This window comes from Angustibacter luteus, from assembly GCF_039541115.1.
Classification (GTDB): domain Bacteria; phylum Actinomycetota; class Actinomycetes; order Actinomycetales; family Angustibacteraceae; genus Angustibacter; species Angustibacter luteus.
Map to the genome: position 1 here is coordinate 83,192 of NZ_BAABFP010000004.1, position 18,734 is coordinate 101,925.

The following is an 18,734-nucleotide window of genomic DNA, read 5'->3' on the forward strand; positions in this document are numbered from 1 at the left end:
AAAGGGGACGTCTAGCCGAGGAGCGTCATGGCCGGCACTGCGCACGAACGTCCGCTGGTCGTCGTGATGGGCGTCTCCGGAACGGGGAAGACGACCATCGGCGAGGCACTCGCCGCACGGCTCCACCTCGACTACCGGGACGCCGACGTGTTCCACCCGCAGGCCAACATCGACAAGATGGCGGCCGGCCACCCCCTGGACGACGACGACCGGGCCCCCTGGCTGGCGGCCATCGGTGGCTGGCTCGCCGAGCACGACCTGACCGGTGGGGTGGTGAGCTGCTCGGCGCTGCACCGCACCTACCGGGACACCCTGCGCAGCCTCGCGCCCCGAGCGCGCTTCCTGCACCTGTCCGGCGACCCGGAGGTCATCGCCGAGCGGATGCGGGCCCGGCCCGAGCACTTCTTCAAGGTCGAGATGCTCGCGTCCCAGCTCGAGACCCTCGAGCCGCTCGAGGACGACGAGCCCGGCGTCACCGCCGACCTGTCCGACCCGGTCGAGCAGATCATCGACCACTTCCTGTCGACCCTCGCACCCACCGGAGGCACCCCGTGATCACCGCGTTCCTCACCGCTGAGCCGATCAGCGACGCCAGCGGCGGCCAGCTGATCGCCGCTGCACTGATCGGTATCGCGGTCATCGTCGTGCTGATCACCTGGCTCAAGGTGCACCCGTTCCTCGCCCTGACCATCGGCTCGATCATCACCGGCGCAGTCGCCGGCGCCGAGCTGTCCAAGACGGTGCTGAGCTTCTCGACCGGCGTCGGCGCGACCGTGGCCTCGGTGGGCGTGCTCATCGCGCTCGGCGCGATGTTCGGCAAGCTGCTCGCCGACTCCGGCGGCGCGTCCGAGATCGTGGACACCATCGTCGACCGCTCCAGCGCGCGCACCCTGCCGTGGGCGATGGCGCTGGTCGGGGCCCTGATCGGGCTGCCGATGTTCTTCGAGATCGGCCTGGTGCTGCTCGTGCCGATCATCCTGCTGGTGGCTCAGCGCTCGGGTCAGCCCCTGATGAAGATCGCGATCCCCACGCTCGCGGGGCTCTCGGTGCTGCACGGGTTCGTCCCGCCGCACCCCGGCCCGCTGGCCGCCATCGGCGTCGTGAAGGCCGACCTCGGCATCACCCTCGCGCTCGGCCTGCTGATCGCCATCCCGACCGTGATCATCGCCGGGCCGCTGTTCGCGCCCTTCGCGGCCCGCTGGGCCCCGGTGATGGCCCCCGGTGCCGCAGTGGAGGAGACCGTCGGCGCCGGTGGCGCGGGCAACACGTCGCGGACGTCGACCGGCGCCGGCACGAGCGCAGCGCGCACGAGCAGCACGGGAACCGGCGAGGGCACGGACGTCGACACCGGCGAGGGCGACACCAGCCTGGACCGTGCGCCGGGCCACCGCCGGCCGAGCTTCCCGGTCACGCTCGCCACCGTTCTGCTGCCCGTCGCACTGATGCTGGGCAAGGCCGTCGCCGACATCTGGCTCAACGAGAACAGCCTGGGCTACAAGGTGCTGGACTTCATCGGCACGCCGCTGGTGGCACTGCTGATCGCCGTGCTCGTGGCCATGTTCACCCTCGGGGTGGGCACGGGCATGAGCAAGACGGAGCTGTCGAAGTCGTTCGAGACCTCGCTGCCGCCGATCGCCGGGCCGCTGCTCATCGTGGCCGCCGGCGGCGGTTTCAAGCAGGTCCTGGTCGACACCGGGATCGGCGGGGCCATCGGCGACGCGATCGCGGGCAGCAGCATCTCGCCGCTGCTGCTGGCGTGGGTGGTGGCGGTGCTGATCCGGCTCGCGACCGGGTCGGCGACCGTGGCCACCATCACCGCCGCGGGCATCATGGCCCCGCTGGCGGGCAGCATGTCCAACGGGGAGACCTCGCTGCTCGTGCTGGCCATCGGCAGCGGCTCGCTGTTCTTCAGCCACGTCAACGACGCCGGGTTCTGGCTGGTCAAGGAGTACTTCGGGCTCACCGTGGGGCAGACCATCAAGAGCTGGTCGGTGATGGAGACGATCATCTCGGTGACCGGCATCATCCTGGTCATGGCGTTGAACCTGGTCGTGTAGCGGTGCCCGGGGCGGCCGGCCTCTTCGACCTGACCGGCGAGGTCGCACTCGTCACCGGCGCGAGCCGCGGCATCGGGGCGGTGCTCGCTCGTGGACTGGCCACGGCCGGGGCCACCGTCGTGATCACGGCGCGGGACGAGGCGGCCCTGCAGAGGCAGGCGGAGCACCTCCGGGACGAGGTCGCCGCCGAGGTGCACACAGTCGCCTTCGACGTCACCGAGCCGGACGACGTCGCCCGCGGCGCCGCCCAGGTGCGCGACCTCGCGGGCGACCCGACGATCCTGGTGAACAACGCGGGCGTCCAGCACCGGCAACCGATCCTCGAGCTGGAGCCCGCGGACTGGCACCGGCTGCTCGACACGAACCTGACCAGCGCCTACCTGGTGGCCCGCGAGCTCGCCCCCGCGATGCTGCGGGCCGGGCGCGGCAAGGTGCTCAACGTCTGCTCCGTGCAGACCCACCTCGCCCGGCCCGGGCTGTCGGCGTACGCGGCCAGCAAGGCCGGCCTGGGCATGCTCACCCAGGTCATGTGCGCGGAGTGGGCGTCGTCCGGCGTCCAGGTCAACGGTCTCGCGCCCGGGTACGTCGACACCGAGCTCACCGCACCTCTGGTCGCCGACCCCGAGTTCGACTCCTGGATCCGCGGCCGGACGCCGGCCGGCCGCTGGGGCGCGCCGCAGGACCTCGTCGGCGCGGCGGTGTTCCTGTGCAGCGGCGCGTCCGACTTCGTGAACGGCCAGGTGCTCGTCGTGGACGGCGGGCTCACCGCAGTCGTCTGAGACCCAGCAAACATGAGCGACCCCTCGCGCACCCGACAGAGCCCGCCTGCCCTTGCTGCCTTCCGGCCCTGGGGGAGTTGAGCGAGGTGACGCCGCACGAGGGGTCGGCGACCACTCTACAAGGCGCCGGGCGTGGTCCGAGCCACCCCTGAACCTCCGGTATTCTCTGCGGCGGAGGATTCGCATAGTGGCCTAGTGCGCACGATTGGAAATCGTGTTGGGTTAATCACCCTCAGGGGTTCAAATCCCCTATCCTCCGCCACCTCGAGGGGGTCCGGGCAGCTGCTCGGGCCCCTTCGTCGTCCGGGAACGAACCCTGGCGTCCGGAGCGCCCCGGCTGCCACACTCGCTCGCAGCGCAGACCGTGAGGTCGACCGAGAGGTGGGACGCCGTGGCGATCCGAGACAACCCCTACGGGGAGTTCAACTTCCTGGTCCAGCTCGGCGACGGCAGCGACGACACCGTCGCCGGCGGGTTCCGCACGGTCAGCGGCATCGGCACCTCCCTGGACGTCATCGAGTACCGCAACGGCAACGACCGCTCGCCCTCGACGCGGCTGCTGGCCGGGCTGCGCCGGCACCCGCGGGCCGTGCTCACTCGCGGGGTGATCGGTGACCTCCGGCTGTGGCAGTGGGCGAACCAGGACCCACCCGAGCGGCGCACCGTGACGATCGTGCTGCTCGACGAGACCCGTTCCGCGGTCATGGCGTTCACGTTGCTGCGGGCGTGGCCGACGAAGTGGGAGGGCCCGGCGCTGGACGCCGCGGGGACCGACGTCGCGATCGAGACCCTCGAGCTCTGCTACGAGGGCCTGCAGGTCGAGAGCATCTGAGCCATGGCCGAGCCCACGAGCTGGCGTCCCGAGGTCGTGCTGGACGTCGAGGTCCGCGGCGGGTCCGTCGTCCTGGTGCTGGAGAACACCGGGACGGCGTGCGCGTACCGACCGCGGGTGCGGTTCGACCCTGAGGTGGTCGGGCTGGGCGGAGAGCTGGCGGTGTCCAAGCTGCGGATCTGGACCTCGCTCGCCGTCCTTCGCCCGGGCCGTGCCGTGGAGGTGCTGCTGGGCAGCGTCGCCGACACCGATCAGCGGTTCACCGCGCAGATCGACTACGCGGACGTCGACGGGCGCAGCTACGCAGTGACGCTCGGCCACGACCTGCGCGTGTACCACGAGCTTCCGCAGCCCTTCTGACCTGCGCTTCCTCTAGGATCAGGGCGTGATATTCAAGGCCGTCGGCGACTCCCGACCGTATCCGGACCACGGGCTCACCACGCCCAAGGACTGGTCGGACGTCCCGCCGCGGCAGGTGCGGCTCGACGAGCTGGTCACGACGAAGCGCACCCTCGACCTGGACGCCCTGCTGTCCGAGGACTCCACGTTCTACGGTGACCTGTTCGCGCACGTCGTGGAGTTCGGCGGGGTGCTCTACCTCGAGGACGGGCTGCACCGGGCCCTGCGAGCTGCCCTGCAGCAGCGGCCCGTCCTGCACGCGCGCGTCCTGGTGATCGACGGCTAGCAGCCATGTCGACGGGGTACATCGACGAGCCCCCCACCTGGCGGCTTCGCAAGCGGCACCGGCAGCAGATCACGCTGGGGCTGGTCCTGTTGCTGCTGCTGGCGACCGGGGCGGTCGGGTACGCCGTGTACTCGGGGGCCATCGGTGGCCCGGCACAGGTCGACGTGGCCAAGCTGCCGCCCTGCCCGCCGGCCGCGAAGGTCCTGACGCCCGAGAGCGTGCACGTCAACGTCTACAACGCGACCCGGCGCGACGGTCTCGCCGCCAAGACCGCCAACGCGCTCGCGCTGCGCTCCTTCGCCATCGGGACCTACGCCAACGACCCGAAGAACGAGCGGGTCGCCGGCATCGCGATCATCCGCTACGGCCCGAAGGGCTCGGCGGCCGCGACGGTGCTGGCCAAGCACGTGGCCGGCGCGAAGCTGGTCAACGACAAGCGCAAGGGCGCCGGGGTCGATCTCGTGCTGGGGGCGAAGTACAAGAGCCTGAAGCCGCTCGCCCAGGTGACCGCGACGCCGACCAGCACACCCACGTGTCGGGTCGTCACCCCGACGCCCAGCGTGACGACGTCCCCGACGGCCACGGCCAAGGTGACCGCCAAGGCCACGACTGCCAAGTAGCGCAGCCGATGCCGGGAGGCGGCAGGATGGTCCGGATGAGCACCGAAGCACGCGAGATCTGGGACGCCGAAGCCACCTCGTTCGACGACGAGCCTGACCACGGCCTGCGCGACCCCGAGACGCGGGCGGCCTGGGAGCAGCTGCTCGCCGAGCTGCTACCGGCCATCCCTCACCCGCTCCGCGTGGCTGACCTCGGGTGCGGCACCGGCTCTCTGGCGGTCCTGATGGCGGCGCGCGGGCACCACGTGCACGGGCTCGACGTGTCGCCGGTGATGGTCGAGCAGGCTCGCGCCAAGGCCCAGGACGCTGGCCTGAGTGCCGAGGGCGCGACGTTCGCCGTTGGTGACGCGGCGTTCCCGGACCTGCCGGCCGGCGCGTTCGACGTCGTGCTGTGCCGGCACGTCCTGTGGGCCCTGCCTGATGCGCGCGCGGTGGTCAGCCGCTGGACGGACCTGCTGGCGCCGGGCGGGCGGCTGGTCCTCGTCGAGGGCTTCTGGTTCACCGGCGCGGGGCTGCACCAGGACCAGACGGTCGACTTGCTCGACCCGCGACTGGTCCTGCGCCGGAGCGAGCTGCTGCCGGACCGCGCGTTGTGGGGCAAGGAGATCAGCGACGAGCGGTTCGTCGTCGCGGCGGACCGCGAGTGAGCGGTCGCGCACCTGCTCGGACGCCGTCCACCCTGCTGCCGCACCTGCGTCGGGCCCGCGACCACATCGACCGGCACTTCGCGGAACCGCTCGACGTCGACGCGCTGGCGGCGGTCGCCGGCCTCTCGCCGTCCCACTTCGTCCGGCGGTTCGGCGAGGCCTTCGGCGAGACGCCCATCCGCTACCTCACCCGGCGGCGGATCGAGCGCGCGCAGGACCTGCTCCGGGTCGCGAACCTCACCGTCACCGAGGTGTGCACGGCAGTCGGCTTCGCCAGCCTCGGCTCGTTCTCCTCCCGGTTCAGCGAGCTCGTCGGGCAGTCCCCGACCGCCTACCGGGACCACTGGGCCGCCCGCGGCGGCCCGCACGTGCCCGGCTGCTACCTGTTCATGCGCGGCGTCGTCGACCTGCCCGGAACCGCGCAACCTCGGAGAAGCGCCAGCGACCACGCGGCCCGTACCGTCGAGCCATGATCACCAACGTCTCGCTCACCACCGTGTACTGCCTCGACCAGGATGCCGCCCGCGACTTCTACGTCGACGTGCTCGGGTTCGAGCCCCGCGTCGACGTCAGCCTGGGTGGGTACCGCTGGGTGACCATCAGCCACCCCAACCAGCCCGAGCTCGAGCTGACCCTGATGACGCCGGGTCCCCCGCTGGACGACGACGCCGCGGCGTTCGTGCGGAGCCAGCTCGAGAAGGGTTCCCAGGGCGGTGTCGGCCTGCGCGTCGACGACTGCCAGCGGACCTTCGAGGAGCTGAGCGCCAAGGGCGTGACCTTCATGCAGGAGCCGGCCGAGCGCCCGTACGGCGTCGAGGCCGTCATGCGCGACGTGTCCGGGAACTGGCTGGTGCTCGTCGAACCGCGCGAGTTCACCCCGGAGGACTTCGACTGACCGGTCGTAGGCTCAGGGGATGGCCAGGTACTTCGACGTCCACCCGCAGAACCCGCAACCGCGGGCCATCGCCCAGGTGACCGAGCTGTTGCGGCAGGACGCGCTCATCGCCTACCCGACGGACTCGTCGTACGCGCTGGGCTGCCGGATCGACTCCCCGGACGGCATCGAGCGGATCCGGCGCATCCGGAACCTCGACGACAAGCACCACTTCACGCTGGTGTGCGCGGACTTCTCGCAGTTCGGCCACCTGGTGCAGCTGAGCAACTCGGCGTTCCGGGCGATCAAGGCGGCGACTCCCGGGCCGTACACGTTCATCCTGCCCGCGACCAGCGAGGTGCCGCGCCGGCTCGCGCACCCGAAGAAGAAGACGGTGGGCGCCCGGATCCCGGACAACAACGTCGTGCGCGCGCTGCTCGCCGAGCTGGGCGAGCCGTTGCTGTCCAGCACCCTGCTGATGCCGGACGACGAGGAGCCGATGACCGACGGCTGGCAGATCAAGGAGGCGCTGGACCACGTCGTCGACGCCGTCCTGGACGCCGGGGACTGCGGGCTCGAGCCCACCACCGTCGTCGACTGGTCCGCGGGCTACCCCGAGGTCGTGCGAGTCGGCGCGGGAGACCCCTCGCGCTTCGAGTGAGCCCGCGCGTCGGCGCCGCGCGCACGCGCCGCCTGCCGGACCAGGTGATCGCGCTCGGCGACGGCCGTGGCCAGACGCGCGGCATCCGCGTACGCGGCCGCCGCGGCCGGCAGATCGCCGGCCAGCTCGTGCAGATGTCCTCGGACGGCGTGCCAGCGGTGCCGATCGCCGAGCACCTCGCGCAACCGCTCGGTCTCGCGCAGCCCGGTCACGGGGTCGAGCACGTGGCCGACCGCGACCGCACGCCCCAGCACCGCGGCGGGGTCCTGGTGCACCGGGTCATCGCTGAGCCCCACGAGGTCGTCGTACCAGGCGAGGATCTGCGGCCAGTCGGTCTCCTCGGCGCTCACCGCGTCGTCGTGCAGGGCAGCGATCGCGGCCTCGATCTGGTAGCGGCCGGGACGCCGGGCGGCCAGCGCCGACTGCAGGACGCGCACGCCCTCGGCGATCTCACCGGCGTCCCACCGGCTGCGGTCCTGCCGATCCAGCGTGACGATGCGCCCCTGCGGGTCGAGCCGCGCCGCGCGGCGGGCGTGGTTGAGGAGCATGAGTGCGAGCAACCCGCGCGCCTCCGGCTCCGCGGTGGCGAGCGTGAGCTGGCGACCGAGCCGGATCGCCTCGCCGGCCAGGTCCAGCCGTCCGCCGTGGCCGGCGGTGTAGACGAGGTAGAGCACGCGCAGCACGACCGCGAGGTCGCCCGGCTGGTCCAACCGGCGTCCCCGCAGCGCCCGCTTGGCCCGGCTGATCCGCTGCGCCATCGTCGCCTCGGGCACGTAGAAGGCGTCGGCGATCTCGCGCGTGGTGAGCCCACCGACGGCGCGCAGGCTCAGCGCCACCTGGGAGGCGGGCGGGAGGTCGGGGTGGCAGCAGCAGAAGAGCAGGAAGAGGGTGTCGTCACCGTCCTCGGTCGCGTCGGGCCGCGGCTCCGCCTCCGTCAGCACCTCGCGACGCCGTCGGGCGACCTCGCTGCGCCGGGCGTCGACCAGGCGTCGGGTCGCAACCGTCGTCAGCCAGGCGCGCGGGTCTCGGGGCGGCCGCTCCGACCACACCCGTAGTGCCTCCAGCAGGGCCTCCTGCAGCGCGTCCTCGGCGGCGTCGAAGTCCTCGCCCCGCCGGACCAGTCCCGCGAGCACCCGCGGGGCGAGGGCGCGCAGGGCGCCCTCGTCCAGCGGTGCGATGGGCTCGTCAGGCACGCCGGTCAGTCGCTCGCCGGCAGGTCCGACATGACCTCTCGGACGTCGATCCACTCGTAGAGCGGCGTCCCGCCCGGGCCGGGCTCGGACGAGACGTACGCCGCGAGCTCGATCGCCCGCTCGTGCGACTCGACGTCGATCATGAACCAGCCCGCCGCGAGGTCGCTGGTCTCGGGCAGCAGCCCGTCGGTGGTGACCGGCGCGGCGCCCGGACCGCCGTAGCGCACCCAGGTGCGGGCCGGGGTCAGCGCCTGCGCGTCGACCCACTCACCGTTCTCCTTCAGCACGTCGTTGACGTGGCGCTGGAAGGTCATGTGCGCCTCGACGTCCTCGGGTGCCCACTCGTCCATCGGCGGGATCGGCTGGTACGGCGCCGGGCCGCCGCGGTAGTGCTTGAGAAGCAGGTACTTCGGCATCGTGTGTCTCCTCGTCCGGGGCCGCGCCTGTCGTGGCCCTTCACCTGGTGAGCGGAGCCGGTCCGCGGTTCTCGACATGCGATCTCGACATAGAACCAGTGGGCCCGCCGCCCGAGCACCCTCGGGCGAGTCAGTGCCGGGACAGGATGGACTCGAGGTCCGCGCCCACCGGCAGCGCGCCGTACTCGTGGTTGCGGTCCGGGCCGAGCCGCGCCTCGACGAAGGCCGAGCTCGTGGCGGACGGTGCGAAGCGGGTGAGCAGGCTCGCCTGCAGGCCCAGGGCCATCGCCTCGACCAGGCCCCGCGCGCCCCGCTGAGCCGCAGCGCTCGCCGGGTCGACTGCGAGCTCGCGCACCCGCCGTCCGGTCAGGTCGAGGTGCGCGTCGAGGACCGGGTGGCCCCCGCGCGCCAGCTCGAGCTCGGCGGCGAAGGCCTCGGCGCTCGCCGGTTCGCGAGCGAGGGCTCGCAGGACGTCCAGCGCGATGACGTTGCCGGAGCCCTCCCAGATCGCCATCACGGGCTGCTCGCGGTAGCGCCGCGCCAGCGGGAAGTCCTCGGTGTACCCGTTGCCGCCCAGGCACTCCATGGCCTCGTAGGCGTGGTGCGGCCCGCGCTTGCAGATCCAGTACTTCGCGACGGCGGTGGCCAGCCGCCGGAAGGCCTGCTCGGCGTCGTCCGCGTCCTCGTCGTGCGCCCGGGCCAGCCGCAGCGCAGTCAGGGTCGCAGCCTCTGACTCCAGCGCGAGGTCGGCCAGCACCGCGGTCATCGCCGGCTGCTCGGCCAGGACCCGGCCGAAGGTCGTCCGGTGCCGGGCGTGCCAGATCGCCTCGGCGACGCCCTGGCGCATCCCGGCCGTCGAGCCCAGCACGCAGTCCAGCCGGGTGCGCGCGACCATCTCGATGATCGTCCGGACGCCGCGGCCGGGCTCGCCGATGAGCACCCCGACCGTGCCGTCCAGCTCGATCTCGGACGACGCGTTCGACTTGTTGCCCAGCTTGTCCTTGAGCCGCTGGATGCGGAACACGTTGCGGGTGCCGTCGGGGAGCATGCGGGGCAGCAGGAAGCACGAAAGCCCTTCTCCAGCAGCGCCTTTCGCCTGGGCGAGCACCAGGAACGCGTCCGACATCGGGGCCGAGCAGAACCACTTGTGGCCGGTCAGCCGGTACTCCGCGCCCGGTCCGCCCTGGCCGGCCGGGATCGCGACGGTGGTGTTCGCCCGGACGTCGGACCCGCCCTGCTTCTCCGTCATCGCCATGCCGAACAGTGCGGACGGCTTGCCCGCGGTCGCGAGCGCCGGGTCGTAGCTGCGGGCGAGCACCCGCGGTAGCCACTGCGCGGCGACCTCGGGCTGCACGGCGAGTGAGGGCACCGCGGCGTGGGTCATGGACACCGGGCAGGCGTGCCCGGGCTCGACCTGGCTGAACAGCATGAACGTGGCCGCGCGAGCGACGTTCGCGCCCGGCCGTGGCTGGGCCCAGGCACTGGTGTGCGCGCCGTGCGCGACGGCGTCCGCGATGATCCGGTGGTACGCCGGGTGGTACTCGACGTGGTCGACCCGGTTCCCCCACCGGTCGAAGGGGTGCAGCGTCGGGACGTTCGTGTTCGCCAGGTCCGCGTCGTGCTGGAACGACGCGCTGCCAACGAGGTGGCCGACGACGCTCAGCTCCTCGGCGGCCCAGGCCGCGTCGTGCCGCTCGACCGCCTCGGCCAGGACGAGGTTCGTCGCGTACTCGTCGACGTCCGTCCGCGGCGGTGGCTGGTTCGCGACCTCGTGGGTGAGGTGCGGGGTCGGCCGGCTGCTCACACGTCGCTCCTGGTGTCGTCGAACGGCGGCCAGGTTAGCCGACGCCTCCGCGCACCAGCCCCTCCAACCGCCACCCCACCTCGCACCATTCGCGCTTGACGTGGCCATGAGGGGCCCATAGCCACGCGTAGCGCGAATGGTGCGGGAGCGGGAGCTTGGGTCAGGGCTTGGCGACCGTGCCGTTCGTGGACCCGCCGGACGGTGCCGCGTCGTCCTGCTGGCCGAGCACGCCACCAAGCGCTGCGCCGAGGTCGAAGCCGGTGGTGTCCTGGACCAGCTGCAACGTCTGCATCAGGTTGTTGGACACCGCCTTCGGCAGCGCACCGGCGCCCTCCTGCGAGATCACCGTGAGCTTGTCGATGGCGCCCATCGGGGCGGCGAGCTCGTGCGCGACCTTCGGCAGCACCTCCACCAGCATCTGCAGGGTCGCGGCCTGGTTGTAGCTCGCGTAGGCGTCGGCCTTCTTCTGCATGGCCTCGGCCTCCGCCGACCCGGTCGCAGCGATCGCCGCGGCCTGCGCCTCACCCTCGGCTCGGACGGCGTCCGCGGTGGCGACCCGACGGGCCTTCTCGGCCTCACCGCGCTTGGCGCCCTCGATCGCGTCGGCCTGGGCGAGCGCGGTACGCCGGTCCAGCTCGGCCTGACCGGACAACCGGGCCTGCTCGGCGGCGGCCTCGGCCTCGGCGATGGCCCGGGACCGGGACGCCTGGGCCTCCTGCTCGACCTTGTACCGGGCGGCGTCGGCGGGCTTGCGGACCTCGGTGTCGAGCTGGCGCTCGGTCAGTGCCGCCTGCCGCTCGGCCACCTTCTCCTGCTCGGTCAGCACCGCCTGCTGACGGTCGGCCGCCGCCAGCGGGCCGGCGGCGTCCGCCTGGGCCTGCGCCGCGTCGGTCTCGGCCTTGATGACGGCCTTGCGCAGGGTCAGCTCGCGCTGGGAATCCGCGATCTGCTGCTCGGTGCTGAGGCGCGCCGCCTCGGACGCGCGGTAGGCCTCCGCCTCGGCGATGGACGCGCGCTGGCTGACCAGCGCCTGCTCGGGGCGACCGAGGTCGCGCAGGTAGGTGCCGTCGTCCGTGATGTCCTGGATCTGGAAGGTGTCCAGCACCAGACCCTGACCGGTCAGCGAGGACTCGGACTCCTCGGCGACCTTGGTGGCGAAGGCCGCCCGGTCCCGGATGATCTGCTCGACGGTCAGGCCGCCGACGATGGAGCGCAGGGCGCCTGACAGGGTCTCCTGGGTGAAGGTGTCGATGTTCGACTGCTGGCCCAGGAACCGTTGTGCCGCAGCGCGGATCGCGTCCTCGGTGCCGCCGACCTTGACGATCGCCACGCCCTCCAGGTTGAGCTGGATGCCCTGGGCGGAGACGGCGCCGCGGATCTGCAGCGGGATGCGGCGGGCGGACAGGTCGACGCTGAAGGCCTTCTTCACGAACGGGACGACGAAGACGCCGGCACCCATCACGACCTTCTGACCGGTCAGGTCGCGGATCACGTCGCCGGTGCTCGGGTCACGGCGCTCCTTGCCCTTCGACCCGGTGACGATGATCGCCTCGTTCGGCCCGGCGATGCGGTAGCGCTTGACCACGATGCCGATCGCGATGACGGCGACGACGACCAGCATCAGGACCGACAGAACCGTCGGGGAGCTGAAGACACTCATGAGGGGTGACTCACTTTCGGGTGGGTCGCGGACGCGGGTGGCGTCGGCGAGGTCAGGTGGAACGAAGACGTGGGACGGCGAGCGGCCGGGTCAGGCGCGGGCGGTGACCCGCACGGAGGTGCTCGACAGCACCTCGGTCACCTCGACCGTCGTGCCGGCCAGCACCGCGGCCGCCGACCGGGCGTTGAGCTTGTGCGGCGCGCCGGCGAGGCGCACCGAGATCTCACCCAGGCCGTCGGCCGGGATGGCCGTCACGACCGTGCCGGTGAGCCCGACCAGGTCGAGCGAGCGCGGGGTCGCATCGGTCGCCGTCCGGACCATGCTCCGGGTGACCACGGCAACGAGGGCACCGAGCAGCAGACCCGCACCCAGGCCGGCCAGGCAGGCGACGCCGGTGCCGGCACCCGCGCTGGACACGATGGCGCCCATCGCCCCGAAGGCCGTCACGAACGCGCCCAGGGCCGGGCCTGAGATGACGTCACCACCGGGCAGGTCGAACGACGGCAAGACCGAGTCGAGCACGCCGTCCAGCAGCAACGAACCCAGCAGCAGGACCAGGCCCGCGGCGCCGACGATCAGGAAAACCAGCACGGTAGTGCCTTCCAGGAGGGGGAGTGCGGGTCGCACTCCTCAACGGTGACGGTGCTGGGACGCCGCCCGGTGGCCGCTGGTTCCAGCGACACCCGAACGGCGCAGCGGGCGCGTCAGCGGGCGGTGCCGCCGTCCTGCTGGCAGACCTGCGCGGCCACGAGGCGCAGGGCCGGGCCGAGGTCGACGTAGCTGGTCGACCAGCCGATCGGGGAGTCGTCACCGATGGGCAGACCGGCCAGCGCGAGCTCACCAGCGTCGCCCAGCTTCGCCGGCGCCAGGCAGTGCGCCACCGACAGCCGGACCGACACCCGCTGGGTCGCGCCGGCGGGAAGCCGGACGGGCAGGTCCGGCGTGGTCACGAACGTGAGGCCGAGCCCCGACGTGTCGGCCGGCACCGGCTCCAGTCCCCCGTTGCTCGAGTTGGCGATGAGCTCACCGGGCCGGGGACGGATCGTGGACTCGGTGGAGACGGACACCGCGATCGACTGGTCGCTGTTGTTGGTGAGCACGAGCGTCGGGGCGGTCACGGGCCCGGTCAGGGACGCCAGGAAGCGGTGACGAGCGTCGGACAACGGCGCGCAGCCCTCCTGGGCGGCCATCCGGTACTCCTCGAGCTGGGCGTCCTTGACGGGGATGGCGTGCAGCACCCCGTCGTCCGACCTCACGGGCACCTTGGGCACCATCGTCGTGCCGGCCCGGCAGTCGACCGCGACGACGACGGGCACCTGGTGCAGCTGCCCCGGGTGGATCGCCACGTCGGCCGGCAGCATCGTGACCGTCTCACCGGGCTTCGGCCCGCTGCCCGAGGCAGGGGTCGCGACGACCGAGATCGTCCCGACGCCGAGGTTGAGCACCCGGACCTGCAGCCGCGCCGTGGCCACGCCGGTGGCCGGGTCCGCCTCGAGGGTCGTGCTGCCGTCGGTGGTGGCCAGAACCGCCAGGCGAGCGGTCTCGGCCGCGCTCGGCGCACGGTCCCGCTGGGCCCCGTCGGCCCAGGCTCCGGCCGCGAGCCCGGCGACAAGAGCGACGACGGCGACGACGGCCGTCCTGGCGCCGCGCCGCCCCGGACCGCGCCTGAGGCGGGGCTGGGACGTCGGGCCGGACAGGTCAGTGAGGTCGGTGACCTCGACGGCACCGGGCAGCGGTGCCTCGGCCGCGTCACCGCGGCGGGCAGGCGTCCGGTCGTCGAGCACCTCGTACCCCATGCTCGGAGTATCGCCGATCACGCGCGCGGTGGCAGCAGACGAAGAAGGCCCCCACCGAGGTGGGGGCCTTCTCGCGTGAGGTCAGGTCAGGCGACGGTGACGTTCTCCGCCTGCGGGCCCTTGGGGCCCTGCGTGATGTCGAACTCCACGCGCTGGTTCTCGTCGAGCGAACGGTAGCCGTCGCTCTGAATCGCCGAGTAGTGCACGAAGACGTCGGCGCCGCCGCCGTCCTGAGCAATGAAGCCGAAGCCCTTCTCAGCGTTGAACCACTTCACGGAACCCTGTGCCATGTCGTCTCCTTCAGGGGACGTAATGCGATCGGCACTGTGCCGACCTGGTGCTGGTCATGCATCCAGACGTTGGAGGCAGACCCGCTACATGGGGGTGCCTGTGAACATCGGTGGTGGGAGCAGATACGCCACCCACACCATCGATCAACGAAAGAGATCGAAACTGCAGCCCCATTAGCCTCCCATGCCGAAGGGCCGAATGGGAAACGGACCCCACCCAAATCAGAGAAACGGGGCACGGAGGACGGCTCTGGTGCCCCACTTCTCTGGTCTCAACGCCTACAGGCCACGCAGGAGGTCGACGACGGGGGCGAGCTTCTCGGCCTGGTCGACGCCGGCGCAGACGTAGGTGATCCCGGTCGCGTCCCGACGTCGCTGCAGCGTGGCCGCCATCTCCGCGGGTGAGCCACTCAGCAGCCCGGCGGCGTCGGCGGCGCGCAGGCTCTCAACCGTGAGCCCGAGGCGCTGGGTCAGCCAGGGCGGGAGGTCGTCCCCCACCGCCGTCAGGTTCATGTTGAGGACGACCTCGTCAGCGCGCTCACCCGCTGCCTCGCGGACGACGCCCGCCATCCTCGCGAGCGTCGCCTCGTCGGCGAGCGGCGGGGCGCCCAGTGCGACGACGTCCGCCCTGCGTCCGGCGAGCGCGAGCATCCGCGGTCCGGACGCGGCGACGGTCACGCGCGCGGCAGGGACGCGCTCGCGGACGGCGGCGATCGTGGTCTCGAGGACGCCGACCCGCTCGCTCGGGCTGCCGAAGGGCACCCCCAGCCGGCCGGCCTCCGCCTCGGAGTCCGGGCGACCGGCACCCAGGCCGATCTCGACGCGACCGTCCGCCAGCAGGTGCAGCGCGGCGGCCTCGGCGGCCACCAGGCCCGGCGTCCGCAACGGGGCCGCCAGCACGTACGGGCCGACCGTCAGTGACGTCGTCACCGACGCCGACGCCGCGCACGCCAGCATCGGTGCGACGCCGTCGAGGTTGTCCGGCACCAGCAACGAGTCGAAGCCGAGGTCCTCGGCACGGCGGGCCAGGGCCAACCAGTCGGCGCGGTCTCGGACGGTGGCCACGAGGCCGAAGCGGAACGGTGCGGTCATGGCTCCTCCAGGTCGCTCGTCGTCCAGACCGACGGTCCTACCTTCACCCCGGCGCCTCAGCCACGTCGTCCCCCTGGCGGTGACACCTGAGATACGCCCGCGGAGGTAGGTCAGGTGCGCGGGACCTGCAGGACCCGAGCGTGGCCGGGTTGATCCGGGTCGTCGAGGATCTCGCGGCCGTCGAGCCAGCAGGAGATGACGTTGGCGAGCTCGCCGGGGTGACTGAAGTTGATCGCGTGCGCGGCACCCTCGATCTGCACGACCGTCACGTGGCCCGGCGCCCGGCGGCCGATCTCACGGACCCGTGGCTCCGGTGGCATCAACGGGTCCCGGGCGCCGAGCACCGCCAGCGCCGGCACGGGCAGCGCCAGGAGGCGCTCCTGCGACGGGTACCGGGTGAGCTGGCTGAACAACCGCAACGCGTTGACCGGGCCGAACCGCACGTAGTCCGGGACGGCGACCGGCATCATCCGTGGCGTCTCGCGGATGCCGTCCATCGCGAGCTGTCCGAGCGCGCGACGCAGCGGTCGGTTCTGGTAACCACCGGCCGGCGAGACGAGCACGACCCCCGCCACCCGGTGCGGCGCCTCGTGGGCGACCTCGAGGCTGATGGGGCAGCCCATGGAGTTGCCGACCAGCACGACCTTCTCGAACCCCAGCCGGTCCACGACCTCGAGCACGGTGCGAGCCAGCGCGGGGATGCCCATGGTGACGTCGGGGCGCGGGCTGCGTCCGTAGCCCGGCAGGTCCGGGACGACGTTGGGCCCGTGGCGCGCCAGCAGCCGAGCGGTCGGCATCAGGTAGGCGCCGGAGATGGCGAAGCCGTGGACGTGCACGATCGGCACGCCGTCCGGGTCGCCGCCGACGCTGCGCCGGTAGAAGAGCGGGCGTCCGCCAACGATCAGCCGACCCTGCAGCCACGCTGTCCGGTTCGCCACCATGGCGGCAGCCTAGGCACCCGTTCGGACCAGAGCGGCGGAAACGAGTCCGCCCGGGCGGCCGACATCTGCCACCATCCGGGGCGACCTGGAAGGGGAAGACGTGTTCCTGATGTTTCGTGGGCTGCCGGTCCTGATCGAGATCTGCCTGTTCGTCTACTGCCTGATCGATGCGATCCAGACGCCCAGTGACGAGATGCGCAACCTGCCGAAGGTGACCTGGGTCATCCTGATCATCCTCGTGCCGTTCATCGGCAGCATCGCCTGGCTGGTCGCAGGCAAGCCGACGACCCGCCGGCAGAGCGCCTGGGCGGCCGGCCGCGGCTTTCCCGAGTACGAACGCCCGCACGCACCCCGCGGATACGCCCCGGACGACGACCCCGCCTTCCTCGCCCAGCTGCGCAAGGTCGACGACGAGCACCGGGATGCCCTGCGTCGCTGGGAGGAAGACCTGCGTCAGCGCGAGGACAAGATGCGCCCCAAGGACATGGAGGAGCCGGACGGCGCAGCGCCGGCCTGACCCAGCACATGACGAGCTCGCACACACGATCTCGCTGACCAGTGGCAGTCAGAACAGCACGCGCCCGCGCCGTCAGCGTGCTCGGCAGCCAGTCATCCGGTTGCTGCGCATGCTGGTGATCAGGTCAGTGGCATCAACAGCAGACCGGCAGACGTCCTCGTCCCAGCCGTCGGGTGTGGGCAGACTCCGGACCTCGCGCGACAGGAGCAGGGGCAGGGACGCCGCCGCGGCGAGGGCCGCTGCCGCGAGGGTCGCCCCCGAGGCGCCCAGACCGTGCAGGAGCGCTCCGCCCGTCAGCGGACCGAGCGGCTGGATGACTGTGGCGCCGAAGGTGAGCCCGGCCCCGACGCGCCCCTGCAGCCCGTCCGGGGTGATCGCGCTGACATACGCCGAGATCGCCGCGACGCCGGCCGGGTGCACCAGCATCGCGATGGCGAACAACCCGCCGACGAGCCACGGGTCGTCGGTGAGGGCCATCGGCAGGACGACGACACCGAGCACCACCGCAGTGGCGATGGCGAGGAGGCCGGAGGGCACCCGGCGGATCAGCGCGGGCGCAGCCACCGCCCCGACCAGGCCACCCAGCGCCGCCGCTGTCTCGACGGCCCCGATCTGCGCGGGCGCGGCGCCGGCGGCAGAGAGCTTCAGCACGATGACGAGGAACAGCGCGAGCAGCGCGAAGTTGGTCAGGGCCGCGTACGCGAGGTACGCCCGGAAGAACGGCCGGGCCCACAGGAACCGAAGCCCCTCGACCAGGTCCCGCCGCAGCGATGTACCGGACCGGCGGACCGGCGCAGGCAGAGGCGTCACGATGCGGTTCAGCACCAGGCAGGAGAACGCGTAGCTCGCGGCGTCGACCAGGAACGGGAGCCAGGGCTGCACCGCGTACAGCGCACCACCCAACGGCGGGCCGGCGAGCTGCGCGGCCTGCTGGCGGACCTGGGTCTGGCTGTACGCCTCCGGCAGTTGCGCCGACGGCACCAGCGATCGCACGGCGGCCGTCTCTGCCGGGTCGAAGAGAGCCTTGGCCAGTCCGGTCGCTATCGCCACCGCCAGCAGGTGCGGCAGGGTCAGCACCCCGGCCCACTGCGCCGTCGCCGCGCTCGCGTACAGCGCCGCGCAGACGACCTGCGCGGACGTCATCACCCGTTTGCGATCCCACTGGTCGGCAAGGACGCCGCCCGGCAGTCGGCCGAGCGTGCTGGCCGCAGCGAACGCGGACCCGACCAGCCCGGCTTGGAGCACCGAGCCGGTCAGTGCCAGCCCGACCAGCGGGAAGACGAGGAAGCTCATCGCCGACCCCAGCGACGAGACCGCCTGCGCGGTCCACAGGCGCATGCAGTCCGGGTGCCGCCACAGCGAGCGTTCCGCAGGGTGAGGGTCGGCGACAGCCGTCGCAGGCGGCGTCCCGTCCACCTCGGTGTCGCCGCCGCCGTTCACAGCGTCGAGGTCGTGGGACCGCGGTGGGCGAAGCGCTCCCACGCCGACTGCTTGGACATGCCCAGCGCCTGCCCGATCCTTGCCCAGGTGACCTGGCGGGCGCGCAACCGGACCACCCGGTCCGCGACCGCGTCCTCGACCGCTTCGTGGGTGGCGGACACCCGGGCGATGTCGACCAGCAGATCCTCGTCGGTGCGGTCGTCCAGCGACGGGAAGTGCGGAGTCGCCCGGCCGTCGAAGATCAGCTGGCACAGGGCGACGCACTCGTCGCAGATGTACACGCCCGGGCCTTTCACGAGGTGGGCCGTCTCGCCCTGACCCTTGCCGCAGAACGAGCACCTCGGTACGAACGCTTCGACCATGGCAGACCCACCCTCTCGCCCGCCGTCAGGCATTCCCTGACGCGGTTTGTCAGGCTACACCTGACGCT

Annotated in this window: 23 protein-coding genes, 1 tRNA gene and 1 other RNA gene; 13 read left to right on the forward strand and 12 right to left on the reverse strand. The window is 72.1% G+C overall.

The window, feature by feature from the left end; translation table 11 throughout:
• The first annotated feature begins 27 nt into the window (after nt 1-27).
• From ABEB17_RS06725 to ABEB17_RS06735, 3 genes are read left to right on the forward strand one after another with little or no spacing between them, the layout of a single operon-like run.
• Nucleotides 28-555, forward strand: a complete 528-nt coding sequence (locus ABEB17_RS06725) for a gluconokinase (protein WP_345715909.1) — start codon at nt 28-30, stop codon at nt 553-555.
• The gene (locus ABEB17_RS06730; protein ID WP_345715910.1) at nt 552-2,057 is read left to right on the forward strand and encodes a GntP family permease; all 1,506 of its coding nucleotides are present in this window, start codon (nt 552-554) and stop codon (nt 2,055-2,057) included. The genes ABEB17_RS06725 and ABEB17_RS06730 overlap by 4 nt, the downstream gene beginning before the upstream one ends.
• Before the next feature lie 2 nt (nt 2,058-2,059).
• A complete protein-coding gene (locus ABEB17_RS06735) occupies nt 2,060-2,836 on the forward strand; it encodes a glucose 1-dehydrogenase (protein ID WP_345715911.1) in 777 nt (258 codons plus the stop codon).
• A 12-nt stretch (nt 2,837-2,848) separates the two neighbouring features.
• Here ABEB17_RS06735 and ffs read toward each other — a convergent pair.
• An RNA gene (ffs, locus tag ABEB17_RS06740) (signal recognition particle sRNA small type) lies at nt 2,849-2,945 on the reverse strand.
• A 64-nt stretch (nt 2,946-3,009) separates the two neighbouring features.
• Between ffs and ABEB17_RS06745 the strand changes: the two genes are divergently transcribed.
• The 9 genes from ABEB17_RS06745 to ABEB17_RS06785 all read left to right on the forward strand — a co-directional run bounded on the left by ABEB17_RS06745 (nt 3,010) and on the right by ABEB17_RS06785 (nt 7,155).
• Nucleotides 3,010-3,098, forward strand: a tRNA-Ser gene (locus ABEB17_RS06745).
• 129 nt (nt 3,099-3,227) lie between these two features.
• The gene (locus ABEB17_RS06750) at nt 3,228-3,668 is read left to right on the forward strand and encodes a phage tail protein (protein ID WP_345715912.1); all 441 of its coding nucleotides are present in this window, start codon (nt 3,228-3,230) and stop codon (nt 3,666-3,668) included.
• A 3-nt stretch (nt 3,669-3,671) separates the two neighbouring features.
• Entirely contained in the window at nt 3,672-4,028 is a 357-nt protein-coding gene (locus tag ABEB17_RS06755; protein WP_345715913.1) for a hypothetical protein, read from the forward strand.
• Nucleotides 4,029-4,053: 25 nt separating this feature from the next.
• Nucleotides 4,054-4,353 carry a type II toxin-antitoxin system VapB family antitoxin gene (locus ABEB17_RS06760; protein WP_345715914.1) on the forward strand — a complete coding sequence of 100 codons (300 nt, stop codon included), beginning with the start codon at nt 4,054-4,056 and terminating at the stop codon, nt 4,351-4,353.
• A gap of 5 nt (nt 4,354-4,358) precedes the next feature.
• Complete coding sequence (locus ABEB17_RS06765; RefSeq protein WP_345715915.1) at nt 4,359-4,973, forward strand: LytR C-terminal domain-containing protein; 615 nt, start codon at nt 4,359-4,361, stop codon at nt 4,971-4,973.
• Nucleotides 4,974-5,008: 35 nt separating this feature from the next.
• On the forward strand, nt 5,009-5,620 hold the full coding sequence (locus tag ABEB17_RS06770; protein WP_345715916.1) for a class I SAM-dependent methyltransferase: 612 nt from the start codon (nt 5,009-5,011) through the stop codon (nt 5,618-5,620).
• Nucleotides 5,617-6,093 carry a helix-turn-helix domain-containing protein gene (locus tag ABEB17_RS06775; protein ID WP_345715917.1) on the forward strand — a complete coding sequence of 159 codons (477 nt, stop codon included), beginning with the start codon at nt 5,617-5,619 and terminating at the stop codon, nt 6,091-6,093. Before ABEB17_RS06770 ends, ABEB17_RS06775 begins: the two co-directional genes overlap by 4 nt.
• Complete coding sequence (locus tag ABEB17_RS06780; RefSeq protein ID WP_345715918.1) at nt 6,090-6,515, forward strand: VOC family protein; 426 nt, start codon at nt 6,090-6,092, stop codon at nt 6,513-6,515. The genes ABEB17_RS06775 and ABEB17_RS06780 overlap by 4 nt, the downstream gene beginning before the upstream one ends.
• 19 nt (nt 6,516-6,534) lie before the next feature.
• Nucleotides 6,535-7,155 carry an L-threonylcarbamoyladenylate synthase gene (locus ABEB17_RS06785; protein WP_345715919.1) on the forward strand — a complete coding sequence of 207 codons (621 nt, stop codon included), beginning with the start codon at nt 6,535-6,537 and terminating at the stop codon, nt 7,153-7,155.
• On the opposite strand, the gene ABEB17_RS06790 is transcribed toward ABEB17_RS06785, so the two are convergent.
• The 9 genes from ABEB17_RS06790 to ABEB17_RS06830 all read right to left on the reverse strand — a co-directional run bounded on the left by ABEB17_RS06790 (nt 7,104) and on the right by ABEB17_RS06830 (nt 16,347).
• Nucleotides 7,104-8,348: an RNA polymerase sigma factor gene (locus ABEB17_RS06790; RefSeq protein ID WP_345715920.1), complete on the reverse strand. Its 1,245-nt coding sequence runs from the start codon at nt 8,346-8,348 to the stop codon at nt 7,104-7,106. The genes ABEB17_RS06785 and ABEB17_RS06790 overlap by 52 nt on opposite strands.
• A 5-nt stretch (nt 8,349-8,353) precedes the next feature.
• Complete coding sequence (locus ABEB17_RS06795; protein WP_345715921.1) at nt 8,354-8,764, reverse strand: YciI family protein; 411 nt, start codon at nt 8,762-8,764, stop codon at nt 8,354-8,356.
• Between the two features lie 130 nt (nt 8,765-8,894).
• Nucleotides 8,895-10,568, reverse strand: a complete 1,674-nt coding sequence (locus ABEB17_RS06800) for an acyl-CoA dehydrogenase family protein (protein ID WP_345715922.1) — start codon at nt 10,566-10,568, stop codon at nt 8,895-8,897.
• A 160-nt stretch (nt 10,569-10,728) separates the two neighbouring features.
• Nucleotides 10,729-12,228, reverse strand: a complete 1,500-nt coding sequence (locus ABEB17_RS06805) for a flotillin family protein (protein ID WP_345715923.1) — start codon at nt 12,226-12,228, stop codon at nt 10,729-10,731.
• A gap of 90 nt (nt 12,229-12,318) precedes the next feature.
• Nucleotides 12,319-12,819 carry a hypothetical protein gene (locus ABEB17_RS06810; protein WP_345715924.1) on the reverse strand — a complete coding sequence of 167 codons (501 nt, stop codon included), beginning with the start codon at nt 12,817-12,819 and terminating at the stop codon, nt 12,319-12,321.
• 113 nt (nt 12,820-12,932) lie between these two features.
• Nucleotides 12,933-14,024 (reverse strand): hypothetical protein, encoded by a 1,092-nt coding sequence (locus ABEB17_RS06815; protein ID WP_345715925.1) that lies wholly within the window; start codon nt 14,022-14,024, stop codon nt 12,933-12,935.
• 86 nt (nt 14,025-14,110) lie between these two features.
• Nucleotides 14,111-14,314 carry a cold-shock protein gene (locus ABEB17_RS06820; RefSeq protein WP_345715926.1) on the reverse strand — a complete coding sequence of 68 codons (204 nt, stop codon included), beginning with the start codon at nt 14,312-14,314 and terminating at the stop codon, nt 14,111-14,113.
• A gap of 279 nt (nt 14,315-14,593) precedes the next feature.
• Nucleotides 14,594-15,406 (reverse strand): LLM class flavin-dependent oxidoreductase, encoded by an 813-nt coding sequence (locus tag ABEB17_RS06825; RefSeq protein WP_345715927.1) that lies wholly within the window; start codon nt 15,404-15,406, stop codon nt 14,594-14,596.
• A 110-nt stretch (nt 15,407-15,516) separates the two neighbouring features.
• Complete coding sequence (locus tag ABEB17_RS06830) at nt 15,517-16,347, reverse strand: alpha/beta fold hydrolase (protein ID WP_345715928.1); 831 nt, start codon at nt 16,345-16,347, stop codon at nt 15,517-15,519.
• A 109-nt stretch (nt 16,348-16,456) separates the two neighbouring features.
• Between ABEB17_RS06830 and ABEB17_RS06835 the strand changes: the two genes are divergently transcribed.
• Nucleotides 16,457-16,864 carry a PLD nuclease N-terminal domain-containing protein gene (locus tag ABEB17_RS06835; protein ID WP_345716373.1) on the forward strand — a complete coding sequence of 136 codons (408 nt, stop codon included), beginning with the start codon at nt 16,457-16,459 and terminating at the stop codon, nt 16,862-16,864.
• A 72-nt stretch (nt 16,865-16,936) separates the two neighbouring features.
• Here ABEB17_RS06835 and ABEB17_RS06840 read toward each other — a convergent pair whose 3' ends face one another.
• On the reverse strand, nt 16,937-18,346 hold the full coding sequence (locus ABEB17_RS06840; RefSeq protein ID WP_345715929.1) for an MFS transporter: 1,410 nt from the start codon (nt 18,344-18,346) through the stop codon (nt 16,937-16,939).
• Nucleotides 18,301-18,666 carry a ClpX C4-type zinc finger protein gene (locus tag ABEB17_RS06845; protein WP_345715930.1) on the reverse strand — a complete coding sequence of 122 codons (366 nt, stop codon included), beginning with the start codon at nt 18,664-18,666 and terminating at the stop codon, nt 18,301-18,303. Before ABEB17_RS06845 ends, ABEB17_RS06840 begins: the two co-directional genes overlap by 46 nt.
• Between the last annotated feature and the right edge of the window lie 68 nt (nt 18,667-18,734).